This window comes from Micromonospora sp. NBRC 107095, assembly GCF_030269705.1.
Lineage (GTDB): Bacteria > Actinomycetota > Actinomycetes > Mycobacteriales > Micromonosporaceae > Micromonospora > Micromonospora parva.
In genome coordinates this window covers 675,382-691,800 of the sequence record NZ_BSTU01000002.1, presented here as the reverse complement: position 1 = coordinate 691,800, position 16,419 = coordinate 675,382, and the positions used below count along the sequence as shown (strand labels likewise).

15 protein-coding genes are annotated in these 16,419 nt (G+C 73.1%); 5 read left to right on the top strand and 10 right to left on the bottom strand.

Annotated features, from left to right (window positions below; all coding sequences use genetic code 11):
• Nucleotides 1–25 precede the first annotated feature (25 nt).
• Complete coding sequence (locus QSK15_RS15550; RefSeq protein ID WP_124778470.1) at nt 26–1,168, bottom strand: SigB/SigF/SigG family RNA polymerase sigma factor; 1,143 nt, start codon at nt 1,166–1,168, stop codon at nt 26–28.
• Between the two features lie 221 nt (nt 1,169–1,389).
• Complete coding sequence (locus tag QSK15_RS15545) at nt 1,390–2,832, bottom strand: hypothetical protein (RefSeq protein ID WP_285794902.1); 1,443 nt, start codon at nt 2,830–2,832, stop codon at nt 1,390–1,392.
• 145 nt (nt 2,833–2,977) lie between these two features.
• Here QSK15_RS15545 and QSK15_RS15540 point away from each other — a divergent pair, with 145 nt between their 5' ends.
• A complete protein-coding gene (locus QSK15_RS15540; RefSeq protein ID WP_238672129.1) occupies nt 2,978–3,208 on the top strand; it encodes a CDGSH iron-sulfur domain-containing protein in 231 nt (76 codons plus the stop codon).
• 284 nt (nt 3,209–3,492) lie between these two features.
• Here QSK15_RS15540 and QSK15_RS15535 read toward each other — a convergent pair whose 3' ends face one another.
• Genes QSK15_RS15535 through QSK15_RS15525 form a run of 3 tightly spaced genes read right to left on the bottom strand, consistent with a single transcriptional unit; the run spans nt 3,493 to nt 7,527 of the window.
• Nucleotides 3,493–4,605, bottom strand: coding sequence for an iron-containing redox enzyme family protein (locus tag QSK15_RS15535; RefSeq protein ID WP_285794901.1), 1,113 nt, complete (start codon nt 4,603–4,605; stop codon nt 3,493–3,495).
• Between the two features lie 50 nt (nt 4,606–4,655).
• Complete coding sequence (locus tag QSK15_RS15530; protein ID WP_285794900.1) at nt 4,656–6,410, bottom strand: thiamine pyrophosphate-binding protein; 1,755 nt, start codon at nt 6,408–6,410, stop codon at nt 4,656–4,658.
• Complete coding sequence (locus QSK15_RS15525; protein WP_285794899.1) at nt 6,403–7,527, bottom strand: baeRF2 domain-containing protein; 1,125 nt, start codon at nt 7,525–7,527, stop codon at nt 6,403–6,405. The genes QSK15_RS15530 and QSK15_RS15525 overlap by 8 nt, the downstream gene beginning before the upstream one ends.
• A gap of 142 nt (nt 7,528–7,669) precedes the next feature.
• Here QSK15_RS15525 and QSK15_RS15520 point away from each other — a divergent pair, with 142 nt between their 5' ends.
• Entirely contained in the window at nt 7,670–8,218 is a 549-nt protein-coding gene (locus tag QSK15_RS15520; protein WP_285795133.1) for a hypothetical protein, read from the top strand.
• A 33-nt stretch (nt 8,219–8,251) separates the two neighbouring features.
• Here QSK15_RS15520 and QSK15_RS15515 read toward each other — a convergent pair whose 3' ends face one another.
• Nucleotides 8,252–8,590: a DUF3817 domain-containing protein gene (locus QSK15_RS15515; protein ID WP_279516400.1), complete on the bottom strand. Its 339-nt coding sequence runs from the start codon at nt 8,588–8,590 to the stop codon at nt 8,252–8,254.
• Nucleotides 8,591–8,742: 152 nt separating this feature from the next.
• Between QSK15_RS15515 and QSK15_RS15510 the strand changes: the two genes are divergently transcribed.
• On the top strand, nt 8,743–10,221 hold the full coding sequence (locus tag QSK15_RS15510; protein WP_285794898.1) for a glutamate-cysteine ligase family protein: 1,479 nt from the start codon (nt 8,743–8,745) through the stop codon (nt 10,219–10,221).
• Between the two features lie 30 nt (nt 10,222–10,251).
• Here QSK15_RS15510 and QSK15_RS15505 read toward each other — a convergent pair whose 3' ends face one another.
• The gene (locus QSK15_RS15505) at nt 10,252–10,638 is read right to left on the bottom strand and encodes a DUF2267 domain-containing protein (RefSeq protein WP_285794897.1); all 387 of its coding nucleotides are present in this window, start codon (nt 10,636–10,638) and stop codon (nt 10,252–10,254) included.
• Nucleotides 10,639–10,985: 347 nt separating this feature from the next.
• Here QSK15_RS15505 and QSK15_RS15500 point away from each other — a divergent pair, with 347 nt between their 5' ends.
• A complete protein-coding gene (locus QSK15_RS15500; protein WP_285794896.1) occupies nt 10,986–12,005 on the top strand; it encodes a S66 peptidase family protein in 1,020 nt (339 codons plus the stop codon).
• Here the strand turns inward: QSK15_RS15500 and QSK15_RS15495 are convergent.
• The 3 genes from QSK15_RS15495 to QSK15_RS15485 all read right to left on the bottom strand — a co-directional run bounded on the left by QSK15_RS15495 (nt 12,002) and on the right by QSK15_RS15485 (nt 15,122).
• The gene (locus tag QSK15_RS15495) at nt 12,002–12,577 is read right to left on the bottom strand and encodes a GNAT family N-acetyltransferase (protein ID WP_285794895.1); all 576 of its coding nucleotides are present in this window, start codon (nt 12,575–12,577) and stop codon (nt 12,002–12,004) included. The two genes, QSK15_RS15500 and QSK15_RS15495, sit on opposite strands and share 4 nt — an antisense overlap.
• Before the next feature lie 394 nt (nt 12,578–12,971).
• Entirely contained in the window at nt 12,972–14,144 is a 1,173-nt protein-coding gene (locus QSK15_RS15490; RefSeq protein ID WP_285794894.1) for a zinc-dependent alcohol dehydrogenase, read from the bottom strand.
• A gap of 27 nt (nt 14,145–14,171) precedes the next feature.
• Entirely contained in the window at nt 14,172–15,122 is a 951-nt protein-coding gene (locus tag QSK15_RS15485) for an SRPBCC family protein (protein WP_285794893.1), read from the bottom strand.
• 240 nt (nt 15,123–15,362) lie between these two features.
• On the opposite strand from QSK15_RS15485, the gene QSK15_RS15480 reads away from it, so the two are divergent.
• A complete protein-coding gene (locus QSK15_RS15480; protein ID WP_285794892.1) occupies nt 15,363–16,373 on the top strand; it encodes a carboxypeptidase regulatory-like domain-containing protein in 1,011 nt (336 codons plus the stop codon).
• Nucleotides 16,374–16,419: the final 46 nt, after the last annotated feature.

Sequence of the window (16,419 nt, the reverse complement as noted above, 5' to 3'; positions counted from 1 at the left end):
GCGCGGCCTACGTGGTGTGGTGCGGTCAGTCCCGGGCCGGTGCCAGGCCGGCGGCGGTGAGCGAACGGCGTACCGCGGGCTGGACCCGGGTCAGCCGCAGCGGCACCCCGGTCCGCTCCGCGGCGTCGCGCCCGGCCATCAGCGCGGCGATCCCGCCGGCGTCGAAGCCACCCGCGCCGACCAGGTCCACGACCACCTCGCTGGGCTGGCCGGTGACCGCCTCCAGCATGGCCCGACGCAACTGGTCCGCGCCGTCGCGGTCGATCTCGCCGCCCACCTCGACGACCACCGTGTCGCCGTTCTGCTTGACCGAGATCCGGGTCTTGCCCGGGTCGGGTTCGGCGGCGCCGTTCTGCCACGGCGGCGGCGCGTCGGCGAGCATCGCCTGGCGCAGCCAGGTGAGCGCCCGCGACAGCAGCCGGGACACGTGCATCTGCGAGATGCCGAACCGGGCGGCGATCTCCGCCTGGGTCTGGTTGCCGTAGAAGCGCATCGCGAGGATCCGCCGTTCCCGCCAGGGCAGTCGGTGCAGCAGGCCGCTCACCGTCACCCGGTCGTCGACCGACTCCAACGCGTTGTCGGACTCGCCGACCAGGTCGCCGAACTCGGCGGAGCTCTCCCCACCCACCGGGGCGTTGAGGGAGGCCGGGCTGTAGCCGGCCGCCGACTCCAAGGCGGCGAGGATCTCCTCCTCCGGGGTCTCCAGCCGGGCCGACAGCTCGGCCACCGACGGGGCCCGGGACAGCTCACTGGTGAGCGCGGCGGTGGCCTGCCCCACCTCGAGGATCAGGTCCCGCAGCCGGCGGGGCACGTGCACGCCCCAGGTCCGGTCCCGGAAGTGCCGTTTGATCTCGCCCACGATGGTGATCGCGGCGTACGCGGTGAACGAGCCCCGTTCCGGGTCATAGCGGTCGACGGCGTTGACCAGCCCCAACCGGGCCACCTGCTCCAGGTCCTCCAGCGGCTCTCCGCGCCCCCGGTAGCGGCGGGCCAACCGCCCGGCGAACGGCAGCGCGAAGCGCACCAGGTCGTCCCGAGCCTCCCCCCGCCGCTCCGGCGGCAGCCCGGCGATCCGGGCCGCGTACGCCATCGCCGCCGCGTCGAGATCCTCCAGACCTCGATCGGTGGGTGGTGGTGTGGTCGTGGTCGTGCTCGTCTGTCCGAACATCCGCGCCTCCCTCAGGAAGGTCCCCCGCCCGGATCGGGAAACCGGTCGTGCGCGTGGTCGAGCCACGCACCGGGCCGGAAAGTGGGTCATGACTGGGATGCCAGCGGGCGACACCGCCTCTACGCAGCGCAATCAGGCCGTCGCAGCCAGCGATGTTCCCGCTCCGTAGGTACTCAATCACGGGACCCCGGGTTCGCGAGGATGTTTCGGCGTGCTCCGTCTCAGGAGACCAACAACCCCTGGTGGCCGCCGCTGTCGCGGAGCACGGCCAACGCCTCGGCGACCCCCAGAGGGGGCGGCGCGGGCAGGTCGTACGGCTGGGCGCGTAGCACCTCGGTGGCCCGGCGGGTGGGCACCGAGGTGACCGGGTAGCCCCGGGCGGTGGTGCGGTCCAGCGCCCGACGCCGCCGGCCGAACCCGGCGACGGCCAGCCACTGCGGCAGGCCGGCCAGCGCGGGCGAGCGCACCCCGGGCGGCTCGGGCAGGACGTCCACCGAGCTGAACGCCTCGCTGCCGGCCAACCACCACTCGGCCTCGTCGACGCTGCGGCGGGTGGCGTTCTCGCACCAGTACGGCACCAGCCCTGCCCGCACCACCTGCCACGGGTCGAGCAGCCGGCCGCATTCCACCACCAACCGGTCACCGGTCTTGCCGGCGCGCCGCAGCCACCGCCGGTACAGGTCGGCGACGCCCGCGCTCAGCGCCGCCGGCCGGGGCACCAGCACCCGGTGCAGCGGGTGCTGGTGCCGGGCCGTCCAGTCCCGCACGGCCAGCTCGAAGCCCGGGTCGACGGCGTGCTCGGCGTCCGCCGACGGTACGGACACCTCCGGTGGCTCCCACCGGGTCGCGTCGCCGCCGACGGAACGCAGCACCTGCCGCAGGGCGTGGCTGTCCGGGTGGAAGTCCACCGGGTCCAGCCCGCTGCCCGGGCAGCCGACCTGGAAGCTGTGCCCCGGGGCGCGCTCCAGCGCCGGCCAGGTGCGCGCGTCGCGGACGAGCAGCACCGGCGCACCCGGCATCAGCCGGTCGGCCAGAAACTGCGCGTACGCGGTCGGTAGGGCCCGCCAGGCGGCGGTCAGCGACACGGTCGCCCCGGTCAGCGCGCCACGGCTGGCCGGGCAGTGCACCTGACGAAGGTGCAGGTCGGCGTTGCCGGCGAGCAACCGGGTGGCGAGCGCCGCGCCGTGCTCCACGGCATCCGCCGGGCGGTCCACCCCACCCTCGGACCAGTGCACCGTCATCTCGAAGCCCGCCGGCAGCCACGGCACGCCGAGAGCGACAGCGAGGTGCGCCACCGCGCCGTGCGGGGAGCCGATCAGCACCCCGGGGTAGCGCCGCCGGGGGTACTGGTCGACGAACCAGCGGGCCACCCGTGCGGCGTCCACCTCGTCGATCTGGGCCACGGTCAGCGCGACCCGGCCGGCGGCGCGGGTGGCGGCCGCGCGGCGTACCGGCTCGGGGGCGCCGGGGAAGCGCGACGTCGGCCCGGTGTGCCCGAGGTCGGCGCAGTCGACCCCGCGCAGCGCCCGCGCGGTGGCGGCGACCAGCACCCGGGCGCAACTGCCCGCTGCCACGACCCGGTCGCCGGCGAGACCGGCGCCATCGGCCGTGAGCCCCTTGTGCACCTTGTGCACCGGCCCCACCTTGCCTCGTTCGCTCACCACGCGGCCCGGCTTCCCGTCCCGATGGGGTTCAAACGGGGCATCACCCACCCGGCGGCACATTCCGCTGGTCAGCGGGGTGCCCCGGTCATCACCGGCGTTCGGTCGCGCGGGTTTCGGCAGGGTCAGGGCGGGCACTTCCGGGGCCATGCGCACCGACGACACCAGCGAGCCCGCCGCCGCCACGATCACCCCGTACGAGGACGGACCGCTGCTGGTCCGCGGCGACTTCGCGCTGGTCACCCCGGACGGCGAACGCATCGACGCGCGGCGCGGCACGGTGGCGCTGTGCCGGTGCGGCAAGTCGGCGCTCAAGCCGTTCTGCGACGGCACCCACAAGGCGATCAACTTCCGGGCCGGCACCGCCCGCGAGGGCTGACCCGACGTCGCCCCGTCACGCTCCGAGAGCACGCTCCGGAAGGCCCGACCGTCACAAATCGGCTGCGCTCTGCACCCGCCCTGGTCAGCGGAGGCCCCCGCGCGGGACCCACACCCCACGTACGCGTCCTTTGCTCTGCACCCACCCAGGCACCAGACACGGTCCGTAACCGTCGCCTTGGTGGGTGCAGAGCAAAGGACGAAGCAAGGGTCCTACCTCTGCCCGCGCGTGAGCCGGCGGTACCCCACCGGCTCCAGCGCGAGCAGCGCGAGCAGCTTCTCCGGTCAGACGAGCGCGACCGGGGCCGGCGGGGCGACTGCCGACGGGGCCACCGGGGTCGACGCCAGGATCGGGACGGTCGGCGGCAGAGCCGGCGGAGCGGGTGGGCGCAGCGAGCTGCGACCGGCGGCCCAACTGTCCAGCAGGTGGACGGCGAACAGCCGGTCCAGCGCGAGCCCGGCCGCCGCGCCGAACAGCACGTCGGGGGCGAGGGCCGGTTCGGCGGCGACCAGGCCGCCGCACATGTCGTGGGCGGCGATCTGCTCGTGCACCGCGTCGGCCTCGACGTGCTCGTCGTAGAAGCGGGTGGCCACCTCGTCGAAGCCGAGCCGGCGCAGCCCGTTGCCGTAACGCCGGTTCGGCAACGAGGAGGTCATCTCGAACGCGGCGAGGTGCCCCAGCAGCGCGCCGCGCAGCCGCCGGTGCAGCCCGAACAGCGACATCAGGTTGTTGGTCGCCAGGGTCACCGCCGGCACGGCGTCCAGGTAGGCGCCGTAACCGGTGTCCAGGCCCAACCGGTCGAGGGTGCACCGGAACAGCTCGGCGTGCATCCGGTCCAGCCGGCCATTGCCGTACTCGTCGGTCTGGATCTCCACGAGTGCCGCCTTGGCCGGCCCACCCAGGCGGGGCAGCGCCCAACTGTGCGGGTCGGCCTCGCGCAGGTGGTACACGGAACGGTGCACGACGAACTCGCGGAACTGGGCGAGGTCAGCGCGGCGCTGCAGGTTCGCGGCCAGTGACGGCCCGTCGTCGGCCGCGGCCAACTCGGCCAGGCCGGCGGCCACCCCGGCGGCGGGCACCGCCGGCCTGCCGACCAGCCGGCGCAGCGCCGCCTCGAAGAGCTGTTCGCAGCGCGCGCGCAGGGCGAGCAGTGTCGGCTGCCACTCCCACGACTCGTCGACCCCGCGCCAGCCGCGGTAGTGCAGCTCGTAGCAGAGGAACAGGGTCAGCTGGAGGTCCTCGTCGGTGATCGGGTCCGCCGGGTCGAGGTCGACGCCGAGTCCGGTGGGCAGGTCGTGCGGCGCCCGCCGCAGAGCCTCGAGTACCGCCGCGGAGAGCGGGCCGCGCGACCGCGGAAGGGGCGCGGGACCGTAGCGGCGGTCGGCCGGCTCGGGCATGGGACCTCCAGCGTCGTCGGGGCCGCTTCTGATGCCCAGGTCAGGAGCGGCTAAACGAGATCTTGGGAGTTCGCGGTGACCTCCACCTGCTCCCGGACCTTCCGGGCGGGGGCACCGTCGGCGTACAGGCCGCGCAGGTCGGCGAACGCCGGCTCCGGCGGCGCCAGCGACACCGCGGGGTCGACGACCGCCTCCAGTACGCAGGGCCGGTCCGCGGCGAGGGCCTCGTCCCAGGCCGCGCCGACCAGCTCCGGACGGTCCACCCGCACCCCGTGCAGCCCCAGCAGCCGGGCCCAGCCCGCGTACGGCACGTCGGGCCGGCGGTGGGTCGGGTCGGACGACGGCTCGCGCCCGCCACCCATCCCGTTCTGGTCCCGGTTGTTGAGCACCAGCACCACCAGCCGAGGGTCGCTCCACCGCTGCCAGAGGTGCGACACGGTGATCAGCTCGGCGAGCCCGTTGAGCTGCATCGCGCCGTCGCCGACCAGCGCGACCACCGGCTGGTCCGGGGCGGCGAGCTTGGCCGCCACCGAGTACGGCAGCGCGCAGCCCATCGACCCGAGAGTGCCGCACAGCTGCGCGTTGACCCCGGGTGGCAGGGTGAGGTGCCGGGCGTACCAGTAGAGAACCGAGCCGACGTCGACAGCTACCGCGCCGGTGCCGGGCAGCCGGGCGGACAACTCCTGCAGGACGAGCTGCGGGTTGACCGGGTTCGCGGCGGCGGCGGCCCGCTCGGCGGCGGCCTCCCGCCACCGGTCCACCGAACTCTCCACGGTGGCCCGCCACTGCTGCTCGGGCCGACCGCGCACCCGGCTCAGCAGCGCCCGTAGGGTCTCGGCGGCGTCACCGACCAACGGCACGTCGGCCGGGTACCGGGTGCCGATCCGACGGCCGTCGATGTCGATCTGCACCGTGCGCGCCTGCTCCGGCATCGGGAAGTAGTCGGTCCACGGGTCGTTGGTGCCGACCATCAGCAGGGTGTCGCAGCCACCCATCAGCTCGGCTGCCGCCGGTGTACCGACCTCGCCGAGCACCCCGGTGTGAAACGGCAACCGCTCGTCGAGCACCGGCTTGCCCAGCAGGGAGGTGGCCACCCCGGCGCCGAGCCGGTCGGCGATCTCGATGATCTCGGCGGCGGCGTCCCGACCACCCTGGCCCACCAGGATCGCGGTCCGCTGGCCGCGGCCGAGCAGCTGCGCGGCGGCGTCCAGGTCCGCCTCGTGCGGCAGGACCCGGGCCAGCGGCTCGCCGGGGGTCGCCGTGATCACCCCGGCGCCGTACGTCTGCGGGTCGGGCACCAGCGCCTCCTGCAACTGCCGGGGCAGCACCACGCAGGTCGGGCTGCGGGTCGCCGCCGCCGTCCGGAACGCCTGGTCCAGCAACGCCCCCACTTCCTCGGGGCGGCGACCGTACCGGACGAACTGGTTGCACACGTCAGCGAAGAGCCGACTCAGCCCGATCTCCTGGTGCGCGCCACCGAGCGGCCCGGAGATGTCCTCACCGACGATGGCCACCACCGGCTTGCTGTCCAGCTTGGCGTCGTAGAGGCCGTTGAGCAGCTGGACGGCGCTGGGCCCCTGGGTGGCGAGGCAGACCCCGATGCCGCCGGTGAACTTGGCGTGCCCGGTGGCCATGAACGAGGCGGTCTCCTCGTGCCGGGCCGGGACGAACGCCGGCTCCCCGCCGGTGCGGTCCAGCGCGTCGACCAGCGGGGCGATCGCCTCCCCCGGGTACCCGAAGGCGCGGGGCACCCGCCAGGCCAGGAGCCGCTCCACCACCACGTCGGCCACCGAGCGGTCAACCATTGCCGCGCCCCGGTGTGCTGGGGTCGACGTAGCGCAGTACCGCGCCCACGCCGTCGGTCAGGTCCGGCGCCTCGTCCGGCCCGAGCACGGTCAGCGCCGCGTCGGTGCCGACGAGCGCCCGGACCAGCGCCGCGTCGGCGCGTACCCGCTGTGGGTCGGCCACCGACATGGCGGCCAGCTGCCCCGGGTCGACGGCGATCTCGGTGGGTTCCGCACCGATCCACAGCTCACCGTTGGCCGACGGGTCGTCCACGATGAGCATCATGTCCACCTGGTTGCGTTGCAGGGCCGAGACGACCGCGTCGAGGCCGCCGCCGACGTCCTCCTGCACGCCGAACTTGTCCAGCGCGGCGCTGATCCGCCGGTCGGCGATCTCCGCGATGGTCTGCACGGTGAGGTCGTCCAGCATCGTCTGGTCGGCGCCGCCGGCCCGGGACCCGGCATCGGTGCGCACCACCAGGTCCTGCCAGCGCTCCGGCATTTGGGCGGCGATCATGCCGGTGGCCCGGACGTCGCCGGCCACCACCACCACGTCCGCACCGACCCGGTCAGCCAGTTGCACTGTCGCCGCGGTGACGTCGCCGGCGTTCTGGTGCCATGCCTCCATGGCCGCCCGCTGATAGCGCGACTGGGACCAGCCACCGGGCTTCGCCCGCCGTAGCGGGTACTCGTCCCGGCCGGCGACGTGCGCCCGCCGGGGCACCCCGCCGGCGCTGACCGCCATCGCGTCGGCGCCGACCCGGTCGGCGACCACCCGCACCCAGGCCACCTGCTCGCCGCGCTGGGCGAGTAGCGGCATCACGTGCGGCAGCGGGCCGACGTGGGCCAGGTCGCGCAGTGGTGGCGCGGACAGGTACTCGGAGAGCACCACCCGGCCGTGACTGGCGAAGACCGCCAGGCCGTAGTCCCCGACCATCGGGTCGTGGCCTCGGACCACCCGGTCCAGCGCGGCGATGTCCGCCTCGTCCGCGCCCTGTTCGGCCAGCCTGCGTTCCAGGGCACGCCAGCGCAGATCCAGGGCGGGATGGGCGTCCTCCGTGTCGGCGGAGGCGTCCAGATACACCGAGCACCACGGCCCGGGACGGTCGTAGAGCGGGCGCAGGAAGGACAGCTGCATGCTCGACCCCTTTCCAGCTCGGCCCCCCGCTTACCCGGGTCGTCGGGGATGTCACCTCGCGGCCGTGAGCCCGTGACCAGGTTTCATTCACGTCGTTCAACCGAAGACGTCGATACGATCTGTGAACACAAGCGGACTCTCGGTGGTGGAGATGGACAGCGGACTCGATACCCGACGGATCGTGTACCCGACGGAACGGATCGTCACCGGGCGGCTGATCCGCCTACTCGACGGCTACACCCGGGAGGTACGCATCGGTCAGCCGGTGCTGGTGGCGGTGCTCGCCGCGGCGGCCGTCGCCCGGCTGCCGGCCCTGCTGCTGCGCTCGCTCTTCTCCTTCGGCGGCGGCGGCACCCGGCGCCGCTGGAAGGAGCTGAAGCAGGGCCCGGAATACCTGGTCACACCGGTGCGGCTGCGTAACACGGCCGGTCAGCTCTGCGAGGTGGAGCTGCACGGTCACCTGCCGCAGAGCGCCCTGCACCCGGCGGATCAGGTGCAGCTCACGGTGCGCCCGCAACGCGACCCGGACCTGCCGCCCCGGATCGAGCGGATCGTCAACCTCACCACCGGGCAGTTGCTGACCCCGCGTACCGCGACGCTCTGGTCGCACCTCGGGCCACCGCTGCTGTTGCAGGCGTTCCTGGGCTCGCTGCTGCTGGCCGGCGTGGTGGCCTGCTCCGCGCTGACCTGACCGGTCCGGCGGGCTCGTCCGCCGGTTGCCGGTTCAGCCGACGGGGGCGGGCTCGCGAACCGGCTGCCGGTCGACGCCGAGCATTGCGCGGCGGCGGGCCCAGCGCTCGAAGGCCAGGGTGGCGAACGGCGGCACCGCGCTGGCCAGGGCCACCGCCGTGGCCAGCAGGCTCCAGCGGTGCAGCCGGGCCACGGCGAGCACCAGCAGGACGTACGCGACGAACAGGCCGCCGTGGATCGGCCCGAAGATCTTGACGCCCAGCTCGTTGTCGGTCGGGCCGTACTTGACCAGCATGCCGACCAGCAGGGCCAGCCAGGAGCAGGCCTCGGCGATCGCCGCCGCGACGAACAGCCGGGTCACCTTCTCGCGCATTCGCACGCCACCACCTCTCGGGCCGCAATGCTATCGGTCGGCGCTGGCCGGGGTGGCGGGGCGGGCGGCTGGGTAGGAAAGGACCATCGGGCCTTCCCCTGCCCGCCGATCAGTGCGAGGTTAGGGGGACCAGCGGTGACGGGGTGGTGACCATGGGCGAGGACGTCGGTGTGCGAACCTTCAGTCGGGAGGATCGGGCCCGCTATCGCGACAAGGTCCGCCGCTGCCTGGACGTCTTCGCCGAGATGCTGCGCGAGTCCCGTTTCGACCTCGACCGGCCGATGACCGGCGTCGAGATCGAGCTGAACCTGGTGGACGAGGCGTCGAACCCGGCGATGCGCAACGCCGACGTGCTGGCGGCCATCGCCGATGAGAGCTTCCAGACGGAGCTGGGCCAGTTCAACATCGAGATCAACGTGCCGCCGCGCCGGCTGACCGGCACCGGCACCGCCGACTTCGAGGAGTACGTGCGGGCCAGCCTCAACGCCGCCGAGGTGAAGGCCCGGGCGATCGGCGCGCACATGGTCATGATCGGCATCCTGCCGACGTTGCGCCCCGAGCACCTGACCGCCGAGACGCTGTCGGCCAACCCGCGCTACAAGCTGCTCAACGAGCAGATCTTCGCGGCCCGTGGTGAGGATCTGCCGATCGCCATCAGTGGGGTGGAACGCCTGGCGGTCACCGCCGACACGATCACCCCGGAGGCGGCCTGCACCAGCACCCAGTTCCACCTGCAGGTCAGTCCGGCCCAGTTCGCCGACTACTGGAACGCCGCGCAGGCGGTGGCCGGCATCCAGGTCGCCGTCGGCGCGAACTCGCCGCTGTTCTTCGGCCGGGAGCTGTGGCGCGAGACCCGCATTCCGCTGTTCCAGCAGGCCACCGACACCCGGTCGGAAGAGATCAAAGCCCAGGGGGTACGCCCCCGCGTCTGGTTCGGCGAACGCTGGATCACCAGCGTCTTCGATCTGTTCGAGGAGAACGTGCGCTACTTCCCGGCGCTGCTTCCGGTCTGCGACCCGGAGGACCCGGCGCAGGCGCTCGCGGCCGGCGAGGTGCCCAACCTGGCCGAGCTGCGCCTGCACAACGGCACCGTCTACCGGTGGAACCGCCCGGTGTACGACGTGTCGCGTGGTCGTCCGCACCTGCGGGTGGAGAATCGGGTGCTGCCCGCCGGGCCGACCGTGCTGGACACCGTCGCCAACGGTGCCTTCTACTTCGGGTTGGTGCGCGCCCTGGCCGAATCGGACCGGCCACTGTGGTCGCAGATGTCGTTCAGCGCCGCCGAGGAGAACTTCACCAGTTGCGCCCGGCACGGCATCGACGCACAGGTCTTCTGGCCGGGTCTCGGTTACCTGCCGGTCACCGAGCTGGTGCTGCGCCGGTTGCTGCCGATGGCGCATCACGGCCTGGACCGGTGGGGGCTCGACCCGGGCGAGCGCGACCGCTTGCTCGGCATCATCGAGCAGCGCTGCCTGACCGGCCGCAACGGGGCGACCTGGCAGGTGGAGACACTGCACCGGCTGGAGTCCGCCGACCACCTGGACCGGCCGGCGGCGCTGCGCGAGGTGGTCCGGCACTACGTGGACCTGATGCACAGCAACCGGCCGGTGCACGAGTGGCCGATCCCGTGAACGCCCCGGGTGACCCGGTCGGCGCGGGGCTCAGCCGCGCGGGGTGGGGACACCGAAGAGGTCGGTGATGCCGCCGGGAAGCTGGGCGAGCAGGTCGTGTCGCTCGTCGTCATTCAGCGCCTCGGCGACGGTCCGCAGCACCGCCTGGGCGTGTTGACGCACCTGGTCTGCGTTCGCGACCTGTTCGCGGTCCCCGACGTGCTTGAGAAACTCACCGACGTCCCACCGGCGGCCCTGCGGATTGCGGGTCACGGACGCGTCCAGCCCGTCCGGTAGTTGTGCTGCCAGGTTGTCGGCTTCCTGGCCGGCGAGCCGTTCACCGAGCACCGACAGGACGGCCTGGATGGACCGCACGGCCTCGTTCTCCCCGAGACCCGCGCGCTGTCGTACCGTGGCGATCATCTGCTCGTACTCCATGCCCCGCTCCTTCGGTCTCGTCGGCATGCCGTCAGGCGTGCCTGCGGACGAACGGGGCGAGTTCCCACGCTCTCTGGCCACAAACGGGTCGCGCGCGGACCCGGACTTCCCGCCGTCGACGCGCGAGGCCTCGCAAGCCGGCGCGAACCGGACGGGTCACCCGGCACCGCGCGCTCGCCGGGATGACCTCAGTCCCTTGTGGACCCCGCATCGCATTGATGACTGCCGTAGGCTGGGGCCGCTCGCACATCGTCTGATCACGATGAGGGGACGCGCCGGTGACCGCTTCTGGAACAGACCCAGCCACGATCCAGGGGCCCGCACGGGTGTCCCTGTCCCGTCGACGCATGCTGCGGATGGGAGCGGCGGCGGCCGGGGGCGCGGCGCTCGTCGGCTCGGCGGAGGCCACGTCCGCGCAGGCCGCGCCGGTTGGTGCGAAGCGCGTCCTGCGGGCGCCGGTGCTGTCACCCGGTGACCGGGTCCGGGTCGTGTCGCCCGGCGGCACCCCCAACCCCACCAACATGGCCCGCGGCATCGAGATCCTGCGCGGCTGGGGCCTGGAGGTCGAGCTGGGCGCGAACGTGTTCGCCAGGTACGGCTACCTGGCCGGCACCGACGCGCAGCGACTCGCCGACCTGAACGCCGCGCTCAACGACCCGGGGGTTCGTGCTGTCTTCGCCGCCCGTGGCGGGTACGGCACCCAGCGGATCGTCGACCGGATCGACGTCTCCGGTCTGCGCCGGGATCCCCGGGTGGTCGTCGGCTTCAGCGACATCACCAGCATTCAGGGCAAGCTCTGGCGCGAGATCGGCCTGGTCACCTTCTACGGCCCCATGGTCAACTGGAACGACGCCCGCACCGGCCCCGAGTCGGCCGAGGCGCTGCGCAGGGCGGTGATGACCACCGAGCCCGTCACGATCACCAGGGATCCGGCCGAGACGGCAGCCCCCGTCCTGGTGCCCGGGCGGGCGTCCGGTCCCCTGCTCGGCGGCTGCCTGACGTTGATCTCCACCTCGCTCGGCGCGGAGGACGCCCCGAGGTTCGACGACGCGATCCTGTTCTTCGAGGACGTGGACGAGGCTCCGTACAGCATCGACAGGATGGTGACCGAGCTGCGCCGGGTGGGTGTGCTGTCCCGGGTCGCCGGGGTGGTCATCGGCCAGATCACCAACAGCGTCGGCGGCCCCGGTGAGTGGGACGCGGCGGGGGTGCTGAAGGACCGCCTGTACGATCTCGGCGTGCCGGTCCTGGGCGGGTTACGGCTGGGACACGGCAACGGGCAGCTCACCGTTCCGCTCGGCGCGCGGGCCACCATCGACGCCGAGGCCGGGACCTTGACGGTGGAGCCGGGAGTCCGCCCGCGTTAGCCTCCGGTCGCCGCCTCCCAGGGGGAAGGGTCGTCGCGCAACCGGCTGTAGAGGTACCCGTCGCGCCACCGGCCGGCCCGGAACTCGCTGGCCCGCACGATTCCTTCCAACTGGAAGCCGGCCTTTTCCAGCGCCCGCTGCTCGGCCACGTTCTCCGGGTGGGTGCCGGCCTGGATGCGCTGCGCCGGGGTGTGCTGGAAGAGGTAGTCGCAGAGCAACGCCTGCGCGCGCCAGCCGATGCCCCGCCCCCGCCACGATGGCAGCAGGACGATGCCGATCGACCAGTACGACGCCCGACCGGCGTAGCGCCCCGCGGTGTAGCTGACGATGCCGGCGGCGGCCCGTTCCTGTTCGACCTCGACGATGAGCCGCCCGTCGTCCTCGCCGAGGTAGCCGTCGACGGCGAACCGCCGTGCCGGCGCGCCGGCGTCCGTGAAGCCGGCCCAGTCCAGACCGATCAGGCCCGGCTCGGTGCGTAACCGTCGGAACATCGCCAGGTCGGGCTCGGCAACCGGCCGCAGGCGGATAGTGGGGGCGGCCGAGGCCGGCAGCGGCGTGCCATCACTGTCCATGGCGACACGCTAGCCGCCGGACGGTGGGGAGGCGCGCCCTGCGTTCGCGCCATGTGCACGCGGGGGCGACCCGCGGTGGTGGTCGCGGTCGCGGTCGCAGCGGTGGTCGCGGTCGTGATGGTGGTCGCGGTCGTGATGGTGGTCGCGGTGGTGCTCGGCTCCTTTGGAGCTGATTCGCTTACGGCATCACGCGCCGCGAGCGTTATGACAGCAACCCTCCGGCCGCTCGACTCCCGAGCAGGAGATCCCAGACCAGCCGGGCAGGAGATTCCAGACCAGCCGGGGCTGATTCGTTTGCGACATCAGCTCCAAAGGCAACGCGCAGCACTCCCCGCCGGCACCTCTGCCACCCGGTCAGACCTTGACCAGACCAGCCGGCACCCCTGCCGCCCGGTCAGACCTTGAGCAGCACCTTCGTACAGTCGTCCTGCTTCTTCTGGAAGATCTTGTAGCCCTTCGGGGCGTCGCGCAGCGGCATCCGGTGGCTGACGATGAAGCTCGGGTCGATCTCGCCGCGCTGGATGCGCTCCAGCAGCGGTCGGGTGTAGCGCTGAACGTGGCACTGACCGGTCCGCATGACCAGCGACCGGTTCATGAACGCGCCCATCGGGAACTTGTCGACGAAGCCGCCGTACGCGCCGATGACGGAGACCACCCCTCCGGAGCGGCAGGCCAGGATCGCCTGCCGAAGAGCGAACGGCCGTTCCGTCTCGACCCGCGCGGCCTGCTTGGCCCGGTCGTACGCGTACATGGCGGTGTTGCCGTGGTGGCTCTCCAGGCCCACCGCGTCGATACACGCGTCGGGGCCCCGGCCGGCGGTCATCGCGTTGAGTGTGTCCAGCACGTCGACGGACTCGTAGTTGATCGTCTCGGCGCCGATGTGCTCCTCGGCCAGTCGCAGCCGGTACGGGAACCGGTCGATGATGATGACCCGCTCCGCGCCGAGCAGCCGGGCGCTGGCCGCGGCGAGCAGCCCGACCGGCCCGGCGCCCCAGACGGCGATCACCTGACCGGGTTTGATGTCGCACATCTCGGCGCCCATGTAGCCGGTGGGGAACACGTCGGCCAGCGTGACCGCCTGGTCGTCGCTGATCTCGTCGGGCACCTTGATCGGGCCGACGTCGGCGAACGGCACCCGGGCGTACTCGGCCTGGCCGCCCGCGTACCCGCCGAGCAGGTGGGAGTAGCCGAAGATGCCGGCCGGCGAGTGCCCCATGATCTTCTCGGCGATGCCGGCGTTCGGATTGGAGTTCTCGCAGACCGAGTAGAGGCCCCGCTGGCAGGAGGCGCAGTGCCCGCAGGCGATCGGGAAGGGCACCACCACCCGATCGCCGGGGGCGAGGTTGCGGACCTGCGGGCCCACCTCCACCACCTCGCCCATGAACTCGTGGCCGAGGATGTCGCCCTTGCGCATCGCGGGAATGTAGCCGTGGTAGAGGTGCAGGTCGGAGCCGCAGATCGCGGTGGTGCTGATCCGCACGATCGCGTCCCGGGCATTCATGATCTTCGGGTCGGGTACGTCGATGACCTTGACGCTGTCGGCGCCCATCCAGGCGGTGGCCTTCATTATCGGTCCCCTTCGGAGCGTGGACGGTCAGCGACGGGACGGCGGCAGCGGCTGGGCGGGACGCTGCATGGCCTGCTGGCGTACGGAGATGCCGTTGGGGCTGCCCTCGGAGCGGACGACCTCGCCGGTCTCCAGAACCTGCTTGAACCGGCGCAGGTCGTCACGGACCTGCTGCTCGGGCTCCTCGCCGAAGAGCTTCGCCACCGCTCGACCCAGCGCGCCGGCCGGCGGCGCGTAGCGCAACTCCACCCGCACCTCGGTGCCCCGGTCACCGGGGGCGGGCACGAACCGGACCCGGCCGGCGTTGGGCACCCGGCTTCCCGGCAGTGACCGCCAGGTGATCGACTTGTTCGGCTGGTCGTCGATGATCTCGGCGTCCCACTCGACGCGGTGCCCGGCCGGTCCCCTGGCGATCCAGTGCGAGCGGCGCAGGTCGTCGGCGCGGACGGATTCCAGGTGCGCCATGAACCGGGGCAGGTTCTCCATGTCCCGCCAGAACCGGTACGCCTCGGCGGGCGACCGGTTCACCGTCACCGCGATCTCCATCCGGATCACCCGGGCGCGGGCCCGTCGGGCCCGGCCGACGCGGACGGCGGCGAGCACGTCGACGGCGGTGATGCCGGCGATGACGAGGGTGGTCAGCGCGACCCGGCGGCGGCGGTCACCAGCGCGGTCGGCCAGGGCCCGCCCGAGCACTGCGAGGTCCATCGCGTCGCCGGCCACCCGACTCCAGGCCCAGCCGGCCGGGCGGCGACCGCTGAGCAGGCCGGCGGCGCTGCCCAACTCCCGCAGGCCGATGGCGGGGAGCACGGACCGGGCGGCCGGGCTGTCGTCCACGCCCGTCATCCGCGCGACGGGTCCGGGCGCGACCAGGGCACCCACGCCCAGGGCCAGGCTCAGCAGGCCGAGCGCGCGCGGCAGCGTCGCCGGCACCGGCCCGTCCAACTCGGGCAGGAGCACAGTGTCGACACGACTCATGTCCGGTCCTCTCAGGTGGGCGGTCGCCATCGGTCCGCTGCCGGGGCGGCGGTGGTCCCGCCACCGTGACGCTATGTCGTACAGGTGCCGTACGCGCCGGGTTCGGGGGAGAACGTCCGATCCGGGCGGGCGTGGACGATTACCCGGCCGACGACGGTCGACATGGCGACATCGACCGAAATGGATCACTGTCTGCGGTTACCGTCGGCCCACCCGTCGCGCTGTCGGAAGGACACCCCCATGAGCCGCGCACTCCTGCGCCAGCTGACCGCCACCGTCGCCGTCGCCCTGCTCGTCGTGGAGGCCGCCGCGCCGGCCGCCGCGGCTCCCCCCGGGTCGTCCGCGCCCGGCGGCGTCCGGACGGTGGTGCGCGACGCGGCAACCGGCGCGCCGGTGCCTCGGGCCTGCGCCGCGCTCGTCCCGGTGGACGCCGCGGCGTTGGCGGCGGTCACCCTCGGCGAGGACCAGCTCGGACGGTACGGGGGCTGCTCCGACGAGCAGGGTGTCCTGGTGACCGGCGATGTCGCCCCGGGGCGGTACCGGCTGCTGGTGCGCCCCTACGACACGACGACGCACGGCTGGCAGTGGGTCGGCCGGCACGGCGGCACCGGTGAGCGCGAGCGGGCCCGGGTGGTCCAGGTGCGCGCCGGCGCGGTGACCGCTGTGCCGGACGTCCGACTCGACCCGCCCGGCACCGTCGTCGGGGTGGTGACCGACGCGGCGACGGGAGCGCCGGTCCCCCGCGCCCGGGTCATGGTGGTGCCGTACGTGCCGGATCCGAAGTACGACGACCACGGCCCGATGACCGACGACGACGGCCGCTACACGATCACCGGTCTCGGCCCGTACCACTGGCCGGTCCAGTTCGCCGCCGCCGGCCTGGCGACCGTGTGGTCCGGTGGGGTGGGCGGCCGGCAGCAGGCGCGGCCGGTGCGGGTGCGCGCCCGGCAGACGGTCACCTTGAATCAGGCGCTGCCCGCCGGGACGCCGTTCAGTGGGGAGGTTCGGGTCGACGAGCTGCTCACCTACGCCCAGGTGATCGCGTTCGACGCGGCCACCGGGGACCTGGCCGGTGTGGCGGACGTGGGCAGCGGTTACGCCCTGCGCCTGCTCCCCGGGCAGCGGGTGAAGCTGCGCTGCGACTGCGCGTACGCCCCGCCGGTGTGGCACCGCGACGCCGCCGGCTTCGACGCCGCGACCGGCGTGCGGGTCGGGCGGGCCCCGGTCGTGGTGGACTTCAACCTCGGCTGACCCGGATTCTGGCCAGCCACCGGAACCTTCTCCCCGGCCCGTTGGT

Bases quoted from the DNA above. Each gene is read 5' to 3' on its own strand.
- QSK15_RS15550 (WP_124778470.1), bottom strand. From the start codon at position 1,168: ATGTTCGGACAGACGAGCACGACCACGACCACACCACCACCCACCGAT.
- QSK15_RS15540 (WP_238672129.1), top strand. From the start codon at position 2,978: ATGCGCACCGACGACACCAGCGAGCCCGCCGCCGCCACGATCACCCCG.
- QSK15_RS15535 (WP_285794901.1), bottom strand. From the start codon at position 4,605: ATGCCCGAGCCGGCCGACCGCCGCTACGGTCCCGCGCCCCTTCCGCGG.
- QSK15_RS15530 (WP_285794900.1), bottom strand. From the start codon at position 6,410: ATGGTTGACCGCTCGGTGGCCGACGTGGTGGTGGAGCGGCTCCTGGCC.
- QSK15_RS15525 (WP_285794899.1), bottom strand. From the start codon at position 7,527: ATGCAGCTGTCCTTCCTGCGCCCGCTCTACGACCGTCCCGGGCCGTGG.
- QSK15_RS15515 (WP_279516400.1), bottom strand. From the start codon at position 8,590: ATGCGCGAGAAGGTGACCCGGCTGTTCGTCGCGGCGGCGATCGCCGAG.
- QSK15_RS15510 (WP_285794898.1), top strand. From the start codon at position 8,743: ATGGGCGAGGACGTCGGTGTGCGAACCTTCAGTCGGGAGGATCGGGCC.
- QSK15_RS15505 (WP_285794897.1), bottom strand. From the start codon at position 10,638: ATGGAGTACGAGCAGATGATCGCCACGGTACGACAGCGCGCGGGTCTC.
- QSK15_RS15500 (WP_285794896.1), top strand. From the start codon at position 10,986: ATGCTGCGGATGGGAGCGGCGGCGGCCGGGGGCGCGGCGCTCGTCGGC.
- QSK15_RS15495 (WP_285794895.1), bottom strand. From the start codon at position 12,577: ATGGACAGTGATGGCACGCCGCTGCCGGCCTCGGCCGCCCCCACTATC.
- QSK15_RS15490 (WP_285794894.1), bottom strand. From the start codon at position 14,144: ATGAAGGCCACCGCCTGGATGGGCGCCGACAGCGTCAAGGTCATCGAC.
- QSK15_RS15485 (WP_285794893.1), bottom strand. From the start codon at position 15,122: ATGAGTCGTGTCGACACTGTGCTCCTGCCCGAGTTGGACGGGCCGGTG.
- QSK15_RS15480 (WP_285794892.1), top strand. From the start codon at position 15,363: ATGAGCCGCGCACTCCTGCGCCAGCTGACCGCCACCGTCGCCGTCGCC.